10 protein-coding genes are annotated in these 16,882 nt (G+C 47.9%); 8 read left to right on the top strand and 2 right to left on the bottom strand.

What is annotated here, in order from left to right:
- Window positions 1-155: 155 nt before the first annotated feature.
- Complete coding sequence (locus OX890_RS18660; protein ID WP_006080380.1) at window positions 156-581, bottom strand: organic hydroperoxide resistance protein; 426 nt, start codon at window positions 579-581, stop codon at window positions 156-158.
- Window positions 582-720: 139 nt separating this feature from the next.
- On the opposite strand from OX890_RS18660, the gene ohrR reads away from it, so the two are divergent.
- From ohrR to OX890_RS18635, 5 genes are all read left to right on the top strand, one after another.
- The gene (gene ohrR, locus OX890_RS18655; RefSeq protein WP_268649721.1) at window positions 721-1,218 is read left to right on the top strand and encodes a hydroperoxide resistance transcriptional regulator OhrR; all 498 of its coding nucleotides are present in this window, start codon (window positions 721-723) and stop codon (window positions 1,216-1,218) included.
- Between the two features lie 133 nt (window positions 1,219-1,351).
- Window positions 1,352-2,527: a glycerol-3-phosphate dehydrogenase/oxidase gene (locus OX890_RS18650; RefSeq protein WP_268649720.1), complete on the top strand. Its 1,176-nt coding sequence runs from the start codon at window positions 1,352-1,354 to the stop codon at window positions 2,525-2,527.
- Window positions 2,528-2,634: 107 nt separating this feature from the next.
- Window positions 2,635-3,807 carry a 23S rRNA (uracil(747)-C(5))-methyltransferase RlmC gene (gene rlmC, locus OX890_RS18645; RefSeq protein WP_006083989.1) on the top strand — a complete coding sequence of 391 codons (1,173 nt, stop codon included), beginning with the start codon at window positions 2,635-2,637 and terminating at the stop codon, window positions 3,805-3,807.
- 200 nt (window positions 3,808-4,007) lie between these two features.
- Window positions 4,008-5,156 (top strand): chromate efflux transporter, encoded by a 1,149-nt coding sequence (chrA, locus tag OX890_RS18640; protein ID WP_006083988.1) that lies wholly within the window; start codon window positions 4,008-4,010, stop codon window positions 5,154-5,156.
- A gap of 126 nt (window positions 5,157-5,282) precedes the next feature.
- On the top strand, window positions 5,283-6,947 hold the full coding sequence (locus OX890_RS18635) for a methyl-accepting chemotaxis protein (protein WP_268649719.1): 1,665 nt from the start codon (window positions 5,283-5,285) through the stop codon (window positions 6,945-6,947).
- A 189-nt stretch (window positions 6,948-7,136) separates the two neighbouring features.
- Here the strand turns inward: OX890_RS18635 and fdhF are convergent, their stop codons facing one another.
- Complete coding sequence (fdhF, locus tag OX890_RS18630; protein WP_268649718.1) at window positions 7,137-11,414, bottom strand: formate dehydrogenase subunit alpha; 4,278 nt, start codon at window positions 11,412-11,414, stop codon at window positions 7,137-7,139.
- A 538-nt stretch (window positions 11,415-11,952) separates the two neighbouring features.
- Between fdhF and prfB the strand changes: the two genes are divergently transcribed.
- The 3 genes from prfB to OX890_RS18615 all read left to right on the top strand — a co-directional run bounded on the left by prfB (window position 11,953) and on the right by OX890_RS18615 (window position 16,747).
- Window positions 11,953-13,051 (top strand): peptide chain release factor 2 gene (prfB, locus tag OX890_RS18625; protein ID WP_006080387.1). Its coding sequence is split into 2 segments (ribosomal slippage): window positions 11,953-12,027 and window positions 12,029-13,051, totalling 1,098 coding nucleotides; the frame shifts between segments, so codons are not numbered across the junction.
- Window positions 13,052-13,079: 28 nt separating this feature from the next.
- On the top strand, window positions 13,080-14,582 hold the full coding sequence (lysS, locus tag OX890_RS18620; protein ID WP_006080389.1) for a lysine--tRNA ligase: 1,503 nt from the start codon (window positions 13,080-13,082) through the stop codon (window positions 14,580-14,582).
- A gap of 692 nt (window positions 14,583-15,274) precedes the next feature.
- Window positions 15,275-16,747, top strand: coding sequence for a carbon starvation CstA family protein (locus OX890_RS18615; RefSeq protein WP_006080390.1), 1,473 nt, complete (start codon window positions 15,275-15,277; stop codon window positions 16,745-16,747).
- The last annotated feature ends 135 nt before the right edge of the window (window positions 16,748-16,882 follow it).

Genomic DNA, 16,882 nt, shown 5'->3' with positions numbered 1-16,882 from the left:
CTGCGGTTAGCCGCCTTTACACCGACTTTCACTCCGACTTTCATATAGGCTTTTACAATCTGAGTTGTATTGACTCAGCCAGAATCGTTATTGATTAATAAAGATAAAGCACCCTATAAAATATAAGGTGCTTTATTGCTGGCTCGAAGATGGGGTTAACCTAAGGCTACGCCATTTACGCTCAGTTTCACGTCGATATTATTACGTGTAGCGTTCGAGTATGGACAAACTTGATGCGCGTGACGCACTAATGCTTCAGCGGCTTCTTGCGGTAAATCTAAGCTAACTTCTAAAGCAACCGCTAATGCAAAACCGCCGGCATCATTGGCACCTATGCCGACAACCGCACTGACTGGCGCTTCGGTAATATCCACTTTGCCGATTTTAGCGACATGCAAAACGGCGTTTGAGAAACAGGCGGCATAACCTGCGGCAAATAGTTGTTCTGGGTTAGTGGCAAGTCCGCTACCGCCCATGGCTTTTGGATAGGCTAACGCCACATCCAGTAAACCATCATCAGTGCTGACTTGACCCTGACGACCCGCTTTTGCTGTGGCACGTGTTTCATAAAGTGTTTTCATAGTATTAGACCTTCTAAGGTTAAGGATTAAGTAAATTGATTTGAATTGTGCGCAATTCAATTGTGATAAACTATAATTCGATCTTTGGTGTGAATGCAAGTATATTGTGCGCAATATATTTAATTTGTCGGATCTTCCTATGGCAACAACTCAACCCAACACCCGTGTTAATCCTGTCGATATGGCCGAAAATACCAGCGTAGATAATGCCTTATGCCTTGAAAACCAAGTGTGCTTCTCACTTTACAGCGCCGCGAATGCTATGGTGCGAGCCTATCGCCCTTTGTTAGATAAATTGGATCTAACCTATCCGCAATACTTGGTCATGCTAGTGTTATGGGAAGAGCAGGGCATTAGTGTCAAAACCTTAGGGGATAAACTTTTTCTTGATTCAGGCACGTTAACGCCATTGCTAAAGCGGTTAGAATCCAAGGGATTAGTGACTCGCGGTCGCAGCGAACAAGATGAGCGTGTGAGAGTGCTCGCCTTAACATCGACAGGAATTGCCCTCAAAACACAGGCAAGTGAAATCCCCCATTTAATGCGTTGCAAAGTCGGCGGCGAGGCGAGCGAGTTAAAAGCCTTAAAGGCCATGTGCGATCAAGCACTTAAACAATTACATGCCAGTATTGATTAAACTCTTATCGTCGAGATTTGATCTAAGACTAACTTATTGACATATTAACGCTTATTAGCTGTTCGACTGAGCTTGATTGAATGCATGAGGCTCAGTAGGTCGGTCGTCTATGAAACGTTAGCGAGAGTGAGTTATGGCCAGTTTCGATATAGCCATTATTGGCGGTGGGATCAGCGGTGTCGGCATTGCCCAATATGCGGCAGCAGCGGGCTATTCCACCTTGCTGATTGAAAAGGGCGAAATTGGCGGCCAAACCTCGGCTAATTCCAGCAAGCTTATCCATGGCGGCTTGCGCTATTTAGAAACGGGGCAAATCAATTTAGTCCGTAAGTCCTTGCTTGAACGGCGCCATTTACTCAATCTTGCGCCCACTCTGGTTAAAGCTGTGCCTTTTTATATTCCAGTGTATGACAACAGTCAGCGCAGTCCCTGGACTATTCGCGCGGGCTTAAGCATGTATGCGCTGCTGAGTGAGTTTGATCCCTTGGGCCAATTTGTGTCTGTGCCTGCCGTGCATTGGCATCGTTTTAAAGGATTGAAACTCAATGGATTAAAGGCGGTGTTTCAGTATTGGGATGCGCAGACCGACGATAAGTTGTTAACTCAAGCGGTGGCGCGCAGCGCGCAGGCTCTGGGCGCCGAAGTCTATGCCGAGGCTGAATTTCTTGAGCTGGAACATAGGCGCGAAACTTGTGAGCTGAGTTTTAGCCACAGGGGCGAAATCCATAAAGCCGAAGCGAGTCTAGTGATCAATGCTGCCGGCCCTTGGGTGAATGCGGTTTTAAGCAAAGTCTTGCCTCCACTTGCGGGTGTTGAACTCGATTGGGTGCAAGGCGCCCATGTGCTACTGGATATTCCTGCGCCCGATGGCATCTTGTATTTAGAGTCTTGCTTCGATAAGCGTGTCATATTTGTGATGCCTTGGTATGGGCAAACTTTGGTTGGCACCACAGAAACGGAACTGGCGTCTTTAGATAAACCACCCCAAGCGACCGAATCTGAAATTAATTATCTGCTTGGAATTTATAAGCATTACTTCCCGCTAACGCCGGAGATTGATGAGCTTAAGACAAAGATAACTCAGACCTTCTGCGGCATTCGGGTTTTACCTAAGCAAAATAGCCAAGCCTTTGAGCGGCCGCGGGATACCTTGATGAAAACATCGATTTCCCATCCGCGCATCCTCAGTTTATACGGCGGTAAGTTAACGACGTTTCGCAGCACCTCGGCAGAAGTACTTGAATGGATTGAAAAGGCCCTTGGTAAGCGCGAGGCGATTGCCGATGTTGATAAACTCAGCTTGTCTTGAATAAACCTAAAATTGCGCCCTTGGTACTGGTTGAGTGTGTTTCGAGATGATTTTTACCCGTAAAACCGCTACAGTGTGGCGCTTTTTTACTGAATCTAGGATCTGTCGTGAGTGCTGCTATTGTGAATGCCGTTAAGCAATGTGGTTATTTTAATCAAGGTCAGTGCCTTTCTTGCCGGCATATTCAGCAGCCTCTAGCGCAGCAAGTAGCGGTTAAAACCCAAACGTTACTGCAATTACTCGCGCCTTTTATTCCCGCAAATTCGGCAGAACTTTTTCTGCCTCCCATTACTGGCGATGACAGCGGCTTTCGTAATAAAGCAAAAATGGTAGTACTCGGCGCCGCCCATGAACCCGTGTTGGGGATTGTGAGCCCAAGTGGCGAGGCGGTGGATCTTTGCGACTGCCTGTTATATCCAGCTGATATGCAAGCCTTGTTGCACCGTTTAACCCGCTTTGTGCAGCAGGCGGGCCTTCCTCCCTATCGGGTTGATAAAGCCAAGGGCGAGCTTAAGTTTATTCTGCTGACCCGCAGCCAAGTACGCGGCGAATATCTGCTGCGTTTTGTGCTGCGATCACACAATGGCATTGAACGTATCGAACGCGAATTACCTGCATTACTGGCCGAATATCCGCAAATTAAAGTGGTGTCAGTCAATATCCAACCAGTTCATATGGCAATCCTTGAGGGCGATGAAGAGATTTTTTTAACTGAGAATACTAGGCTTGAAGAACGTTTTAATCATGTGCCTTTGTTCATTCGGCCCAAGAGCTTTTTCCAGACCAATCCGCAGGTTGCGGCTCAGTTATATCAAACCGCCCGTGAGTGGGTTGCCGAGTTTTCTCCTCGCTCGTTATGGGATCTGTTTTGTGGCGTCGGCGGTTTCGGACTACACTGCGCATCCAAAGACATAACACTCACAGGGATTGAAATTGAAGCCGAGGCGATTGCCTGCGCGCAAATGTCAGCGCAAATGATGGGGCTCGAAAACGTGCAATTTATGGCGCTCGATTCCACCGACTTTGCCAAGGGCAAAAGCGCTGCCGATAAGCCGGATTTGATCATTGTTAATCCACCAAGGCGCGGCATTGGCGAGGCTTTATGCCAGTCATTAAGCGAGTTTGCACCTAAGGCAATTCTTTATTCCAGCTGTAATCCCAAAACCTTAGCGAAAGATCTCGAGCATATTCAAGGTTATCACTTAACCAAGGTGCAGCTATTTGATTTATTCCCCCACACGGATCATTTTGAAGTCTTAGCTATGTTGGTGAAGGATTAATCTTTTAGCTCATCAATTTATCACTAAGCATTTGTGTTCACTCGTTTTACGACTCTTGAAGTCCGCTCAAAAAATCTTAAGGGCTCTGCAGTGTGGAGCCCTTGTTATGCTTTTATCTGCGTTGCTCGCGTGAAACTTCATCAAAATGTCTTTTTAGTGGCATAATCTTCAGCACTTTATGCATTGAATGGCGGCGATTTATGCTACAGATTTTCCTACGCTTTTTTACCTTAGGCTTGATGAGTTTTGGCGGGCCTGCGGCGCACATTGGTTATTTTCGCCAGACCTTTGTTAATGAACTCGGTTGGCTCGATGATAAGCGTTACGCCAGTCTTGTCGCCTTAAGCCAATTTATGCCGGGGCCAGGGTCGAGCCAAGTGGGCTTTGCTATTGGTTATCAAAGAGGTGGGCTGGTGGGGGCGCTTGCTGCCTTTGCTGGTTTTACGCTACCTTCCTTTATTTTGATGTACTTACTGGCGGTAACAACGTCGGCGTGGCTCGCTAATCATTATGTTCAAGGAATGATTTATGGGCTTAAATTGATGGCCGTCGTTGTGGTTGCCGATGCCGTTCTTGCCATGTTTAAGCAGTTCTGCCAACGCAAATCCGCCCGCTTGTTAATGCTCATCAGTGCTGCGGCAATTTTAATTGCGCCATTTATGTGGACGCAAATCCTGCTGTTACTCGGCGCTGCGACTATCGGTATTTATAAATTGAGTGCGACGCAAGATGACACTGCACCGCTTGCACCGATTCGCTTGAATTATCTCTATTTACTGCTCTTTTTCGTGCTGCTCATTGGCAGTTTTTTTATGGTGGATTTCGGACCTGAGGCTTGGATCTTCAGCGAGTTTTACCGCGTAGGGAGTTTAGTGTTCGGTGGCGGTCATGTTGTGCTACCTCTGCTAGAAACAGCAGTGGGCGATACCATAGGCGGCGATCGTTTTCTGACGGGTTATGCCTTTGCCCAAGCTGTGCCTGGGCCTATGTTCACATTCGCGACCTTTTTAGGCGCCGAAGTTATGCTAGATAAGCCCTTCATGGGGGCTTGCATCGCGACTGCGGCCATTTTTTTACCCGGATTTCTCCTTATGCTGGTGGGGCTGAAGAGTTGGCATGCGATTGCGGCAAGACCGAAAATTGCTGGTGCGATAGCTGGCGTCAATGCCTGCGTTGTTGGCTTACTCGCGGCAGCGCTTTACCAACCGGTTTTTTCTCAGGCGGTATTCTCGGGCAAAGATATGGCCTTGGTATTGCTCGGTTTTGGTGCATTGAAGTTATTTAAACCACCCATGCTGGTGCTAGTTTTAGGCTTTAGCTTGTGTGGGATCTTGCTAAATGTATTTTGAACTGAGGGCGATTAATTGCAGGTTTCTTGAGCAAGATTAAGATTTTGTTACTTTAAGCCCATAGAGAAATAACAATGTTAGCTATACTCCAAAGATACAAGTTGTATTTCTTTGGAGCATTCAAGCATGTCTAAGTTGAGTTTACGCAATAAATTACTATTGCTATCGCTGTTCCCTTTGATCCTCGCATTACTCATATTGATGTCGGTTTCCTATTATGTCGAACAAGATGCACTTGCCGCTGAAGTGGTCACTTTTAAAACTAAGCTCGTCGGTGAGCGTAAACAACAAATTAAAGAAGCCACCGAAATTGCTGCAGGCATAGTGAATTATCAATTATCGCTAAAAGAGCAAGGCAATGTGAATCAAGCACTCAGAGACATACGTTTCGGTAGTGCAGGTTACTTTTTTATGTATGACTCTCAAGGTAAAAATATCTTTCATGCCCTAATCCCAAGTTTAGAAGGGCAAAACAAGATGGATATGACAGATCCCCGCGGCACTAAAATTATCGTCGGCCTGCTCGACGCCGCTAAACGTGGCGATGGTAATTTCTCCTACTACTACCAAAAACCCAATACTAATGAGCAGATTGAGAAGATCAGCTACGCCATGATGATCCCGGGTACAGACTGGATGTTAGGTACGGGCGCCTATATTGATGATATCGATGCCGTTGTTGAGGAATACCGCGCCACAGTGACAGAACAAATGGCAGATAAATCCTTCGCCATTTTACTGATAGCACTGTTCCTTACGGGTATTACTGGCTTTATCATCATGATCGCTGCCCACCGTATGGTCGTGCCAATCAAGAATATGGCCGATAACTTGAATGATATCGCTAAGGGCGAAGGGGATTTAACCAAACGACTCGCCGTAAAAGGGGAGGACGAAATCGCTCAACTTGGACGTTCCTTTAACCTCTTTGTCAATAAGCTGCAAAATATCATCGGCGATGTGGCGACGGCGACCGCTAAAGTGAAAACCGCGGCCAATGCGATTCATGCGCAAACTAAAGTTATGTCGAGTCAGTTAGTCAGTCACAACAATGAAACCGATCAGGTGGTGACGGCGATTACTGAGATGTCATCCACCGCTAGCGAAGTGGCTAAAAATACCACTCAAGTGGCAGAGGCCACCCACGCAGCAACGGGCGATGTGGCTAATGCCCAGCGCTGTGTTGATGCTTCGCTTGAAGAAATTGCCTCTTTAATGTCGCAAATCAATAATGCGGCGGGCAGTATCAAATCACTCAGCGAGCAATCCCAGAAAATCAACAGTGTACTGTCAGTGATTGGTGGTATTGCCGAGCAGACCAACCTATTGGCATTAAACGCCGCCATCGAAGCGGCCCGTGCTGGTGAACAGGGCCGAGGTTTTGCTGTGGTCGCCGATGAGGTGCGTAACTTAGCCAGCCGCACTCAAGCGAGTACGTTAGAAATCAATGAGATGTTATCGGCATTACATAAGCTAGTGACCCAAGCCGTGAAAGCGATGGAAGAGAGTCAACAAAGCTGCGTGCGTTCGGTGGATTCTTCTCGCACGATTTCCGACAGTCTGGGGTCAGTGACTTCGGCTGTGACTGCGATTAACGATATGAGTACCCAAATCGCGGCAGCGGCGACAGAGCAAAGCTCAGTAACCGAAGAAATTAACCGCAACGTGTATGCCATCCAAGAGATTGTGAATGAGCTACTGCACTCCAGTGAAGATGCGGCCAGAGTGAGTCTGACGGTATCAGAGGAAGGTATTAACTTAGGTAAATTAGTGGGGCAGTTTAGGATTTAATCGCCTCAATCTTGAATAAAAACGGGAGACTTAAGGTCTCCCGTTTTTATTTGGCTCGTTTATTTTTTAAAGCGTTAACCGTTAATTCAGCTGAGTGAATTCATCCAAGCTAATTCGCGTTAGCCAATTCACTCTAGTCAATCCACGTTAGCCAATGTACGTTAACCCATTCACTTTAGCTCACTTCCTTTAGTCAATCTTCTCGGCAACCCGTTCTACCCTCACAGAGCAGACCTTATACTCTGGGATAAAAGCAACAGGATCGAGCGCATTGATGGTGAGTTTATTCGCCGCCGCTTCGACAAAATGAAAGGGCAGGAATAGCACGCCAGCTTGGGCTCTTTTCGTCACAAAGGCGTCGATTTCAATTTCGCCGCGACGGGTCGTGAGTTTGATTTTATCGCCATTGCCTATGCCGAGTTGCTCAGCGTCATAGACTGAAATCATTACTTTAGGCGAGCCGAGTAAGTCGAGCCCCGCTGTTTTACGGGTTAAGGTGCCTGTGTGGAACTGTTCCAGTAAACGTCCGGTTGAGAGGGTGAGCGGGTACTCACTGCAGGGCATTTCCGCAGGTAAGCGATAACTCACAGGCGTAAACTTGCCTAAGCCGCGGGTGAATTGACCTTGGTGCATGATGGGCGTTCCCGGATGGGTTGCATCTGGACAAGGCCATTGAATGCCTTGGGGAATTTTGCCGTCATCTCCAGTGCTTAATCGCTGCCAAGTAATACCACGATATTGTGGTGTTAGCTCATTGATTTCCTGCCAAATCGCTTCTTCATTGGGGTAATCCCAAGCGGCGCCCATCGCATTGGCAATGGCTTGGACAATTTGCCAATCGGGCAGGGCTTCGCCTGGCGGTAACAGGGCTCGTTCGAGTCGCTGTACTCGCCGTTCTGTGTTAGTGAAATGACCGCGTTTTTCGACAAACGCGGCGGCGGGCAGAACCACATCGGCAAGCTTGGCGGTTTCGGTGAGGAAGATATCCTGCACCACTAAAAAGTCGATAGCGTTAAGGGCCCTAAGCACATGGGCTTGGTCAGGATCGCTCAATACGGGGTTTTCGCCCATTACATACAAAGCTTTGATTTTCCCTTTGGAAATATCATGCATCATATGGGTTGCAGTTACGCCAATTTCTCCCGATAACGGCGTTTGCCAATGTGCCTCGAAACGCATTCTGGCATGAATGTCAGTGACTTTTTGGTAACCACTAAAGAAGTTAGGCAGTGCGCCCATGTCGCAGGCACCTTGCACATTACTTTGCCCCCGCAGTGGATTAATCCCCGCTCCTTCAACTCCAATATTGCCGCACAGAAGTTGTAGATTAGATATGGCGGTGACATTGTCGTGTCCCGTCGTGTGCTGAGTGATCCCCATTGCATAGTAAACTGCGGTTTTCTCAGCCGTGCCTATGGTGCGGGCAATGCTGGCGATATCTTCGGCTTTAACGCCGGTTATCAAGGCCGCGTTTTCTAGGCTGTAATCTGCTTTTGCGAGTTCAGCGTAGAGGGCATCCACGCCTTCGGTGCGTGCGGCAATGTAGCTTTTATCCTGCCAGTCGTTGCGGATGATTTCCGCCATAATCGCATTGAGTAACATGACGTCAGTGCCGGGTCTGTGGGCGACATAAAGCTGTGCACTGTCGGCAATGGCGACACGTTTAGGATCGGCCACCATTAATTTTGCACCATGCAAAGCCACGGCTTGTTTGATTTTCGAGGCGATGATCGGGTGAGCACTGCTGGTGTCTGAGCCTATGATAAAAATCACATCCGATGCTTGAATGCTCGGAATGTCATTGGTCATAGCGCCACTACCAATACTCTGCTGCAGGCCTGTTACCGTAGATGAATGACACAGACGGGCGCAGTGGTCGATGTTATTGGTGCCGAGTATGCTTCTGACAAATTTTTGCAGCAGGAAGTTTTCTTCATTGGTGGCTTTTGCCGAGGCCAAGCTTGCCAGTGCATTACTGCCATGTTGCTGTTTTATTTGCTGTAAATGTTCGGTCACATAGGCGATGGCTTCAGGCCAACTACTTGGCGTGAGCTGACCATCTTTACGAATGAGTGGCGTGGTGAGGCGTTTTTCACTGTGAAGAAAATCGAAGCCAAATCGCCCTTTGACACAGAGCATGCCTTGGTTAACCACAGACTCTTTGTTGCCCTCGATATGACGGATCTGATTAGTGCTGGCATCAATTTTAAGGTCAAGCCGACAGCCTACGCCGCAATAGGTACAAATCGTTGAGGCGGTTTTGAGTGGCGTTTCATCGCCTTGGCGTTTATCCCGCGCATCGACGAGCGCGCCCGTTGGGCAAACCTGCACACAGTTACCGCATTGCACACATTTGCTGTCGGCCATGCTGGCGCTAAAGCCGACTCTAGGTGCGCGGCGTTCGATGGTTTCGCTTAGTTCTTGCGGCAGTGCTTGATAGGAATCATGGGCAAATTGAATCGCACAATGGCCACTCTGCAACTGGCACACATCAACGCACTTACCGCAGCTAATACAGCGATTCGCATCAAATTGAATGAACGGACTCGATTTATCGACCGAAAACTTGCGCGCGCTTTGAGTGCTGAGTGACTTAGGTTCGACATGGTAGTCGGTCGCATAGTCCCTTAATTTACAATCCGTATTAGCTTGGCAGGCGCATTCAAGGCAGCGCGCTGCTTCTTGCATGGCGGCATCGGGAGCAAAGCCTAGCTCGACTTCGCCGTAATTGAGTAAACGCTGCACCGCACTCAGCTCGGGCATGGTTAAACGGGCTTTACGCGGTACGGCGGGATAAAGATCGGTTGCGGGCAAGTTTTGTGTCACCGCTTTGCTGATGGCTTTAGCGGAATTAAATGCATCGGCATGCAGATCGCAACTTAAGCTTTGTTTGAGTAATTTATCTATGGCGATGGCGGCTTTATGGCCATCACCTATGGCGGCAACTGCGGTGGCAGGACCACGGCGCGCATCCCCCACCACAAAGAGTTTTTCAACCCCGGATGACATAGTGTGCTCGCAGCCAATGAAGGTATTCCAGCGGCTAAGGGCAAGTGTGCCTTGGCTTAAAGGACTCGCGGGATCTTGCATAAAACTCATGTCGGGAGTTTGCGATACTGCGGCTATCACAGTATCAAAATCCTGAGTAAAGGTTTCACCGGTATCAACGGGAGCGCGTCTGCCAGAGGTATCGGCTTCGCCGAGCGCCATTTTGGCAAAGGTGACGGCGTGGACTCTGCCTTGCTCATCGCTATGGTTTTCAAGCGGATTGGTTAAAAAATGAAACTTCACCCCTTCAACTTCGGCCTCGTGTACTTCGTAAGCTTCTGCGGGCATTTCTGCGCGGGTGCGACGGTAAATTAAGGTGACATCGCAGCCTTCACGCACCGCAGTGCGGGCGCAATCAATAGCCGTATTGCCGCCACCAATGACGGCGACTTTTTCGCCCAGTACGAGTGTCTTGTCGAGGCAATGATCTTTTAAATAATCAACGCCTAAGTAACAACCTTTGAGCGTGCTGCCGGGATAATCCATGGGCACGGCTTTTTGGGCGCCAATAGCAAGACAGACGGCATCGAAATCTTCAACTAATTGATTTAAATGCACCTCATGGCCGAGGCGCATTTCTGTGTGTATGGTTAAGCCGTTATGGCACAAGAGTGCGATTTCTTTATCGAGTATCGCCTTAGGTAAACGATACTCAGGAATACCATAGCGCAGCCAGCCACCTGCTTGTGGCATAGATTCGAATATCTCAACGCTATGGCCTTGGTTTGATAAGTAATATCCGGCACTTAATCCTGCTGGGCCCGCCCCGATAATGGCGACTTTTTTGCCGGTGTCGGCTTGGCGCGGCGGCACATAACTCGTGCCGCCTTTTTCGCCATCGGCGAGATCGAGATCGGCGGCGTGGCGTTTTAATTGACGAATAGCGATGGGCTCATCGACTAGCCCACGGCGACATTGCGCCTCACAAAAAGCGGGGCAAACTCGGCCAATAGATAGCGGCAGTGGCAAGGTTTGTTTAATGACTTTAACGGCTTCGGTATGGTTGCCTTGGGCGATGTGATACAGGTAACTCTGCACATCGACGCCCGCAGGGCATGCCTGTTGGCAGGGGGCTTCACAATCGGCGAAGTGATCGCTCAAGATCGCTGTCAGTGCTTGTTTGCGCTGTTGACTTAACCATTCGGACTGAGTTATCACCCGCATGCCCGCTGCGATAGGCGTTTCGCAGGCGCGTACGCAGCGCAAACTGGCATCGGCATTTTCAATTTGGACGACACACAAATTGCAGGCTTGCTTATCTGAGTCTGCGTGAGTGTGTGCATGAGTGCCTAATTGCTGCGAGGCCGCGCTGGGATCACATAAGCTGGGTATGGCTATGCCCGCGGCATGTGCCGCTTGCAGTAGGTTATCGGTCGGGTTAACCGATAATACTTGGTCATCAATTCGAAGTTCTATCATCCCATGGCCTTTTTATATGTAGGGTGCTTAGCTGCTATAGCGCGGGGCTGCAGGCTTAGGTTGTCTCGAGTATACCTAGACAGCTTTAGAAGACGCTTATGGGCGAGGGAAGTTTGCAACAGAATTGCAGCTTGAATCACAAACCTAGTGCAGACTGTGCGCTGATGAATGTTTGTTCGAATTTAGCCGTGATTAGGTTGGTGGTATTTGGGCTTTTTAGTGGTAATTTCATTGATATTACGAATGTTTTCTTGGCAGGTAAGTGGTACTTTGGGCCGTGTTTGGCCTACTGAATCACTTGGCTTGGCTAAATTTAAGTAAGATCACAGTCTTAACTCTGCGCTTTTTGTTAGTCTCGGCTGTGGCAATGTGGTCTTTTAGGCCGGAAAATAATCCTTGTTATCCCATTTAATGAACAGTGCCCCCCTAGGTTTACCAGCCTGGTTAGGTTAAAATGCGCGGTTGCAAATACTGTTAATCATCGCCTCTTTTAGTGGAAGATCAATTAAAGCGGCCAAATAAAGAAAGTTGAAAATTCATGTTTGAAGTTAATCCAGTAAAATTCAAAATTAAGGAGCTTGCCGAGCGCACGCAGCTTCTTAGGGGGTATCTTTGACTACGATGCCAAAAATGAGCGTCTAGAAGAAGTTACCCGTGAGCTTGAAAGTTCAGAAGTGTGGAATGACCCAGAGCGCGCCCAAGCCTTAGGCAAAGAGCGCGCCAGCCTAGAAGCTGTGGTCAAAACCATAGACGATATGGACTCAGGTCTTGAAGATGTTGAAGGCTTACTCGAGCTGGCTATTGAAGAGGAAGACGAAGACACGTTCAACGAAACCAGTAAAGAGCTGGATTATCTCGAAAGCCGCCTTGCCGATCTCGAATTCCGCCGTATGTTCTCCGGCCCGCAAGATGCGTCAAACTGTTATTTAGACATTCAGTCTGGCAGTGGTGGTACCGAAGCCCAAGATTGGGCCAACATGGTGCTGCGTATGTACCTGCGTTGGGGTGAAGCCCATGGTTTTAGCCCAGAGTTGATGGAAGTGACCGATGGTGACGTGGCCGGTATTAAAGGCGCGACCATTAAGTTCACTGGCGAATATGCGTTCGGTTGGTTACGTACCGAAACGGGCGTGCACCGCTTAGTGCGTAAGTCGCCATTCGACTCATCGGGTCGTCGCCATACGTCATTCTGCTCTGTGTTCGTTTATCCAGAAATCGACGACGATATCACTATCGATATCAACCCATCGGATCTGCGTATCGACACTTACCGCGCATCGGGCGCGGGTGGTCAGCACGTTAACAAAACAGAATCGGCGATTCGTATTACCCACTTACCGACTAACACAGTCGTGCAGTGTCAGAACGACCGTTCACAACACAAGAACAAAGACGCTGCGATGAAGCAGCTGAAAGCAAAACTGTTTGAGTTAGAAATGCTCAAGCAAAATGCCGACAAACAGGCCGCAGAAGACGCTAAGTCTGATATCGGCTGGGGCAGTCAAATTCGCTCTTATGTATTAGACGATGCCCGCATTAAAGACTTACGCACAGGCGTTGAAAACCGTAGCACTCAAGCGGTACTCGATGGCGATCTGGATAAGTTTATCGAAGCCAGTTTGAAATCTGGGCTGTAATTAATTCAAGGTATAGACGAGAAATAAGATGACTGAACAAGTAATTGATGAGAACAAACTGATCGCCGAGCGCCGTGCCAAGCTAGAAAGCATCCGCCCAAACTGTAGTGCTAATGCGCATCCAAATACCTTCCGTCGCACCCATAAAGCGGCTGAACTGCAAGCACAGTATGGTCAAAACACTAAAGAAGAACTCGAAGCCTTAGGTTTTAAGACCAGCATTGCTGGCCGCATCATGGCAAAACGTGGTCCTTTCTTAGTGATCCAAGACGTGTCTGGCCGTATTCAAGCCTATGCTGAAAAAAGCGTACAAGCTGATTTGAAAGAGCGTTTTCAAGGTCTGGATATCGGTGACATTATCGGTGTAACCGGTCAGTTGCACTTGTCTGGCAAAGGCGACTTATACGTCAACATGGAACAGTACGAGCTACTGACCAAGGCGCTGCGTCCATTGCCTGCGGACTATTATGGTCTTGCCGATCAAGAAATGCGCTACCGTCAACGTTACGTGGATCTGATCGTTAACGAAGATTCGCGCAATGCCTTTATCATGCGTTCTAAAGTGGTTTCTGCAATCCGTAACTTCATGATCAAAAAAGAGTTCATGGAAGTTGAAACCCCTATGATGCACGTGATCCCAGGTGGTGCTTCGGCCCGTCCTTTCATCACTCATCACAACGCCTTAGACATGCCAATGTACCTGCGTATCGCGCCAGAATTATATCTGAAGCGTTTAGTGGTTGGTGGTTTTGAGCGTGTGTTCGAAATCAACCGTAACTTCCGTAACGAAGGTCTGTCGCCACGTCATAACCCAGAATTCACTATGATGGAATTCTATATGGCTTATGCAGACTACAAAGATCTGATGGACTTAACCGAAGAAATGCTCAGCTCGATTGCTATCGAACTGCTTGGCAGTGCGCAAATGCCCTACGGCGAGCACACAGTCGATTTCGGCGGCCCATACGCACGTTTAAGCATGTTAGAAGCGATTCAGAAGTACAATCCTGATAACGCCACTATCCAAGCTATGACCTATGAGCAAGTGAAAGATGTTGAATTCATGCGTGATTTAGCGAAAAGCTTAGGTATGAAGATTGAGAAGTTCTGGACTTGTGGTCAGCTACTTGAAGAAATCTTCGGTGAAACAGCTGAATGGCAATTGATGCAACCGACGTTCATCACAGGTTATCCAGCGGACATTTCACCATTGGCACGTCGTAACGATGACAACCATTTCATCACTGACCGTTTCGAATTCTTCATCGGTGGCCGCGAAGTGGCTAACGGCTTTAGCGAGCTGAACGATGCTGAAGATCAAGACAACCGCTTTAAAGCGCAGGTTGACGCGAAAGATGCTGGCGACGATGAAGCTATGTTCTACGATGCAGACTATATCACTGCACTGGAACACGGTTTGCCACCAACGGCAGGTCAAGGTATTGGTATCGACCGTTTAGTGATGTTGTTCACTAACACTCATACTATCCGTGACGTGATCCTGTTCCCTGCGATGCGCCCACAGGCGTAATGCTGTCGAACAAGGCATTTCGTCGTTGTACATTTTGTTGCATTAGCTCTTAGCCACGCGACTTTTAGTAAGTCGTAACAGGTTAAGTTTGCAGTGATTGATTTAGGTATAACCAAACCATCACAGTGATGAATGCCCCCTAAAAACCAGCCATTTGGCTGGTTTTTTGTTTTCTAAAATAGCTAAAAATGATGCGTGCTAGAGTCGAGCTATTAGTGACCTAAAAATAGGTTAGATGAACATCATCAAGTGGCATGTGAGTTTCAGGTGTGGCTATCGATTGTAGTGTAGATAGCGGGTTTAGTTTGTGAGTGTCGATTGTGGTTTTAACTTGGGGTTTCATATTGGGATGTCAGGAAACACTCGCCACGCTGCAGGCATCCAATCGCCAGTTACACACGATATTGGCTGTGTTCATTTCATTATTGGTAGAGAAGATTTACGGGAAGACCTAGGGTGAAGGGGTTAAGAGGCGGCAATCAGTGAACGCCAAAATAGCAGGCTACATCACTGACGTTATAAACAGTACGATGAACTATTTTTAAACGCATTTATTCACCTATACCCACTCCTGTGGCTGTTTCAGATAATCAACCCGACATTAGTCTAATAGTGTGTTGCTTGACCTCAGTAGCTAACTCAATGAAACTCTCCATTAAATCACCTCCTACTAAAGTATGGATAATTAAATAATGTTAATTTTCTTTATTTGTATCGCACTCTTAGTGCTTGCGTACAAGTTCTATAGTCCCTTTGTGGAACGTCAAGCGGGTATAGATCCTAAAGCCAAGACGCCGCAGGCGAGATTCGAAGATGGCGTCGATTATGTTCCGGTTCATCCGGCTAAAGCGTTTCTGATCCAATTCCTCAATGTTGCGGGTGTGGGACCGATATTTGGCCCGATCCTCGGTGCCTTGTACGGTCCCATTGCCTTAGTGTGGATTGTGCTGGGAAACATTATTGGCGGCGCGGTGCACGATTATTTTTCTGGCGTGCTCAGCATTAAAGAAGACGGTAAGAGTTTGCCTGAGATCGCTGGCCACTACTTTAATATCTACTTTAAAGGCGTGATGTTGCTGTTTACCGCCATGCTACTGTTTTTTGTGGGCGTGGTCTTCATCATGAGCCCAGCAGGTTTGCTGAGTAATCTCGATTATTTCAAAGATACCATCTTTGGCAATAACACCTTCTGGGTGTTAGTGATTTTAGCCTATTACTTTTTGGCGACTATGCTGCCGATTGATAAAATCATCACTAAACTGTATCCCGCATTTGGTTTGTTGATGATAGTGATGACGGTTTCTATCGCAGTTGCCCTGATGCTCAATGCGCCGCAGTTACCTGAAATGGGTGATGTGTTTGCTTATTTTGATCACAGCCACTACAACAACGAGTTACTTGAGCCAAATCCAGACGGATTACCAGTATGGCCACTGTTGTTTGTGACTATTACTTGTGGTGCGATCAGTGGTTTCCACTCGACCCAAGCGCCTATCATGGCCCGTTGTTTGACCAACGAGAAGTATGTGCGTCCCGTGTACTATGGCGCTATGGTTGCTGAAGGTATTGTTGCTTGTGTATGGGCAACGGCCGGTATTGCGGCTTTCCCTGGTGGTTATGTTGAGCTTAAGAGTCTGCTCGACCAAGGTGGCCCAGGTTTAGTGGTTAACCAAGTGGCGACGACTTATCTCGGTGTGGTGGGCGGCATTATGGCGATTGTGGCTGTGGCTATCTTCCCGATCACCTCTGGTGATACCGCGTTCCGTTCGTTGCGACTGACGATTATCGACGCCTTCCATATTCCGCAAAGCATGCGTAATCGTTTACTTGTCGCGGTACCTATTCTCACGATTGCGTACTTTATGACGAAGATCGATTTCTCCTTGATTTGGCGCTACTTTGCCTTCTCAAATATGCTGCTATCAACCAGTGTATTGTGGTTAGCGACTAAGTATTTGTTCGATCGCGGGACCTTCCATTGGATTGTTAGCCTGCCAGCCATTGGCGGCACCAGTGTCACGGTTTCTTACATTATGACTGCGGGTATTGGTCTGGGTTTACCACAACCTTTGAGCCAACCTGTGGGTATCGCAGTCGGGGTTATCTGTTTAGTTGCGCTGATCATTGCGCACAATCGCCGTAAACCAGTGGCAGACGTGAAATAGTCCGTTACGCTTAGTTGGACCCGATAGACACAAGGGCTGCATTTTGCAGCCCTTGTTTTTTTATGATCCGCAGTAACTTGACTATCCTTTAATATCTTAATTTATAAAGGGGAATGTTTGCTGAACATTATTTAA

The organism is Shewanella sp. DAU305, from assembly GCF_026802235.1.
Lineage (GTDB): Bacteria > Pseudomonadota > Gammaproteobacteria > Enterobacterales > Shewanellaceae > Shewanella > Shewanella baltica.
The sequence above is the reverse complement of the archived record's forward strand: the minus strand, read 5'-3'. Positions and strand labels throughout refer to the sequence as shown.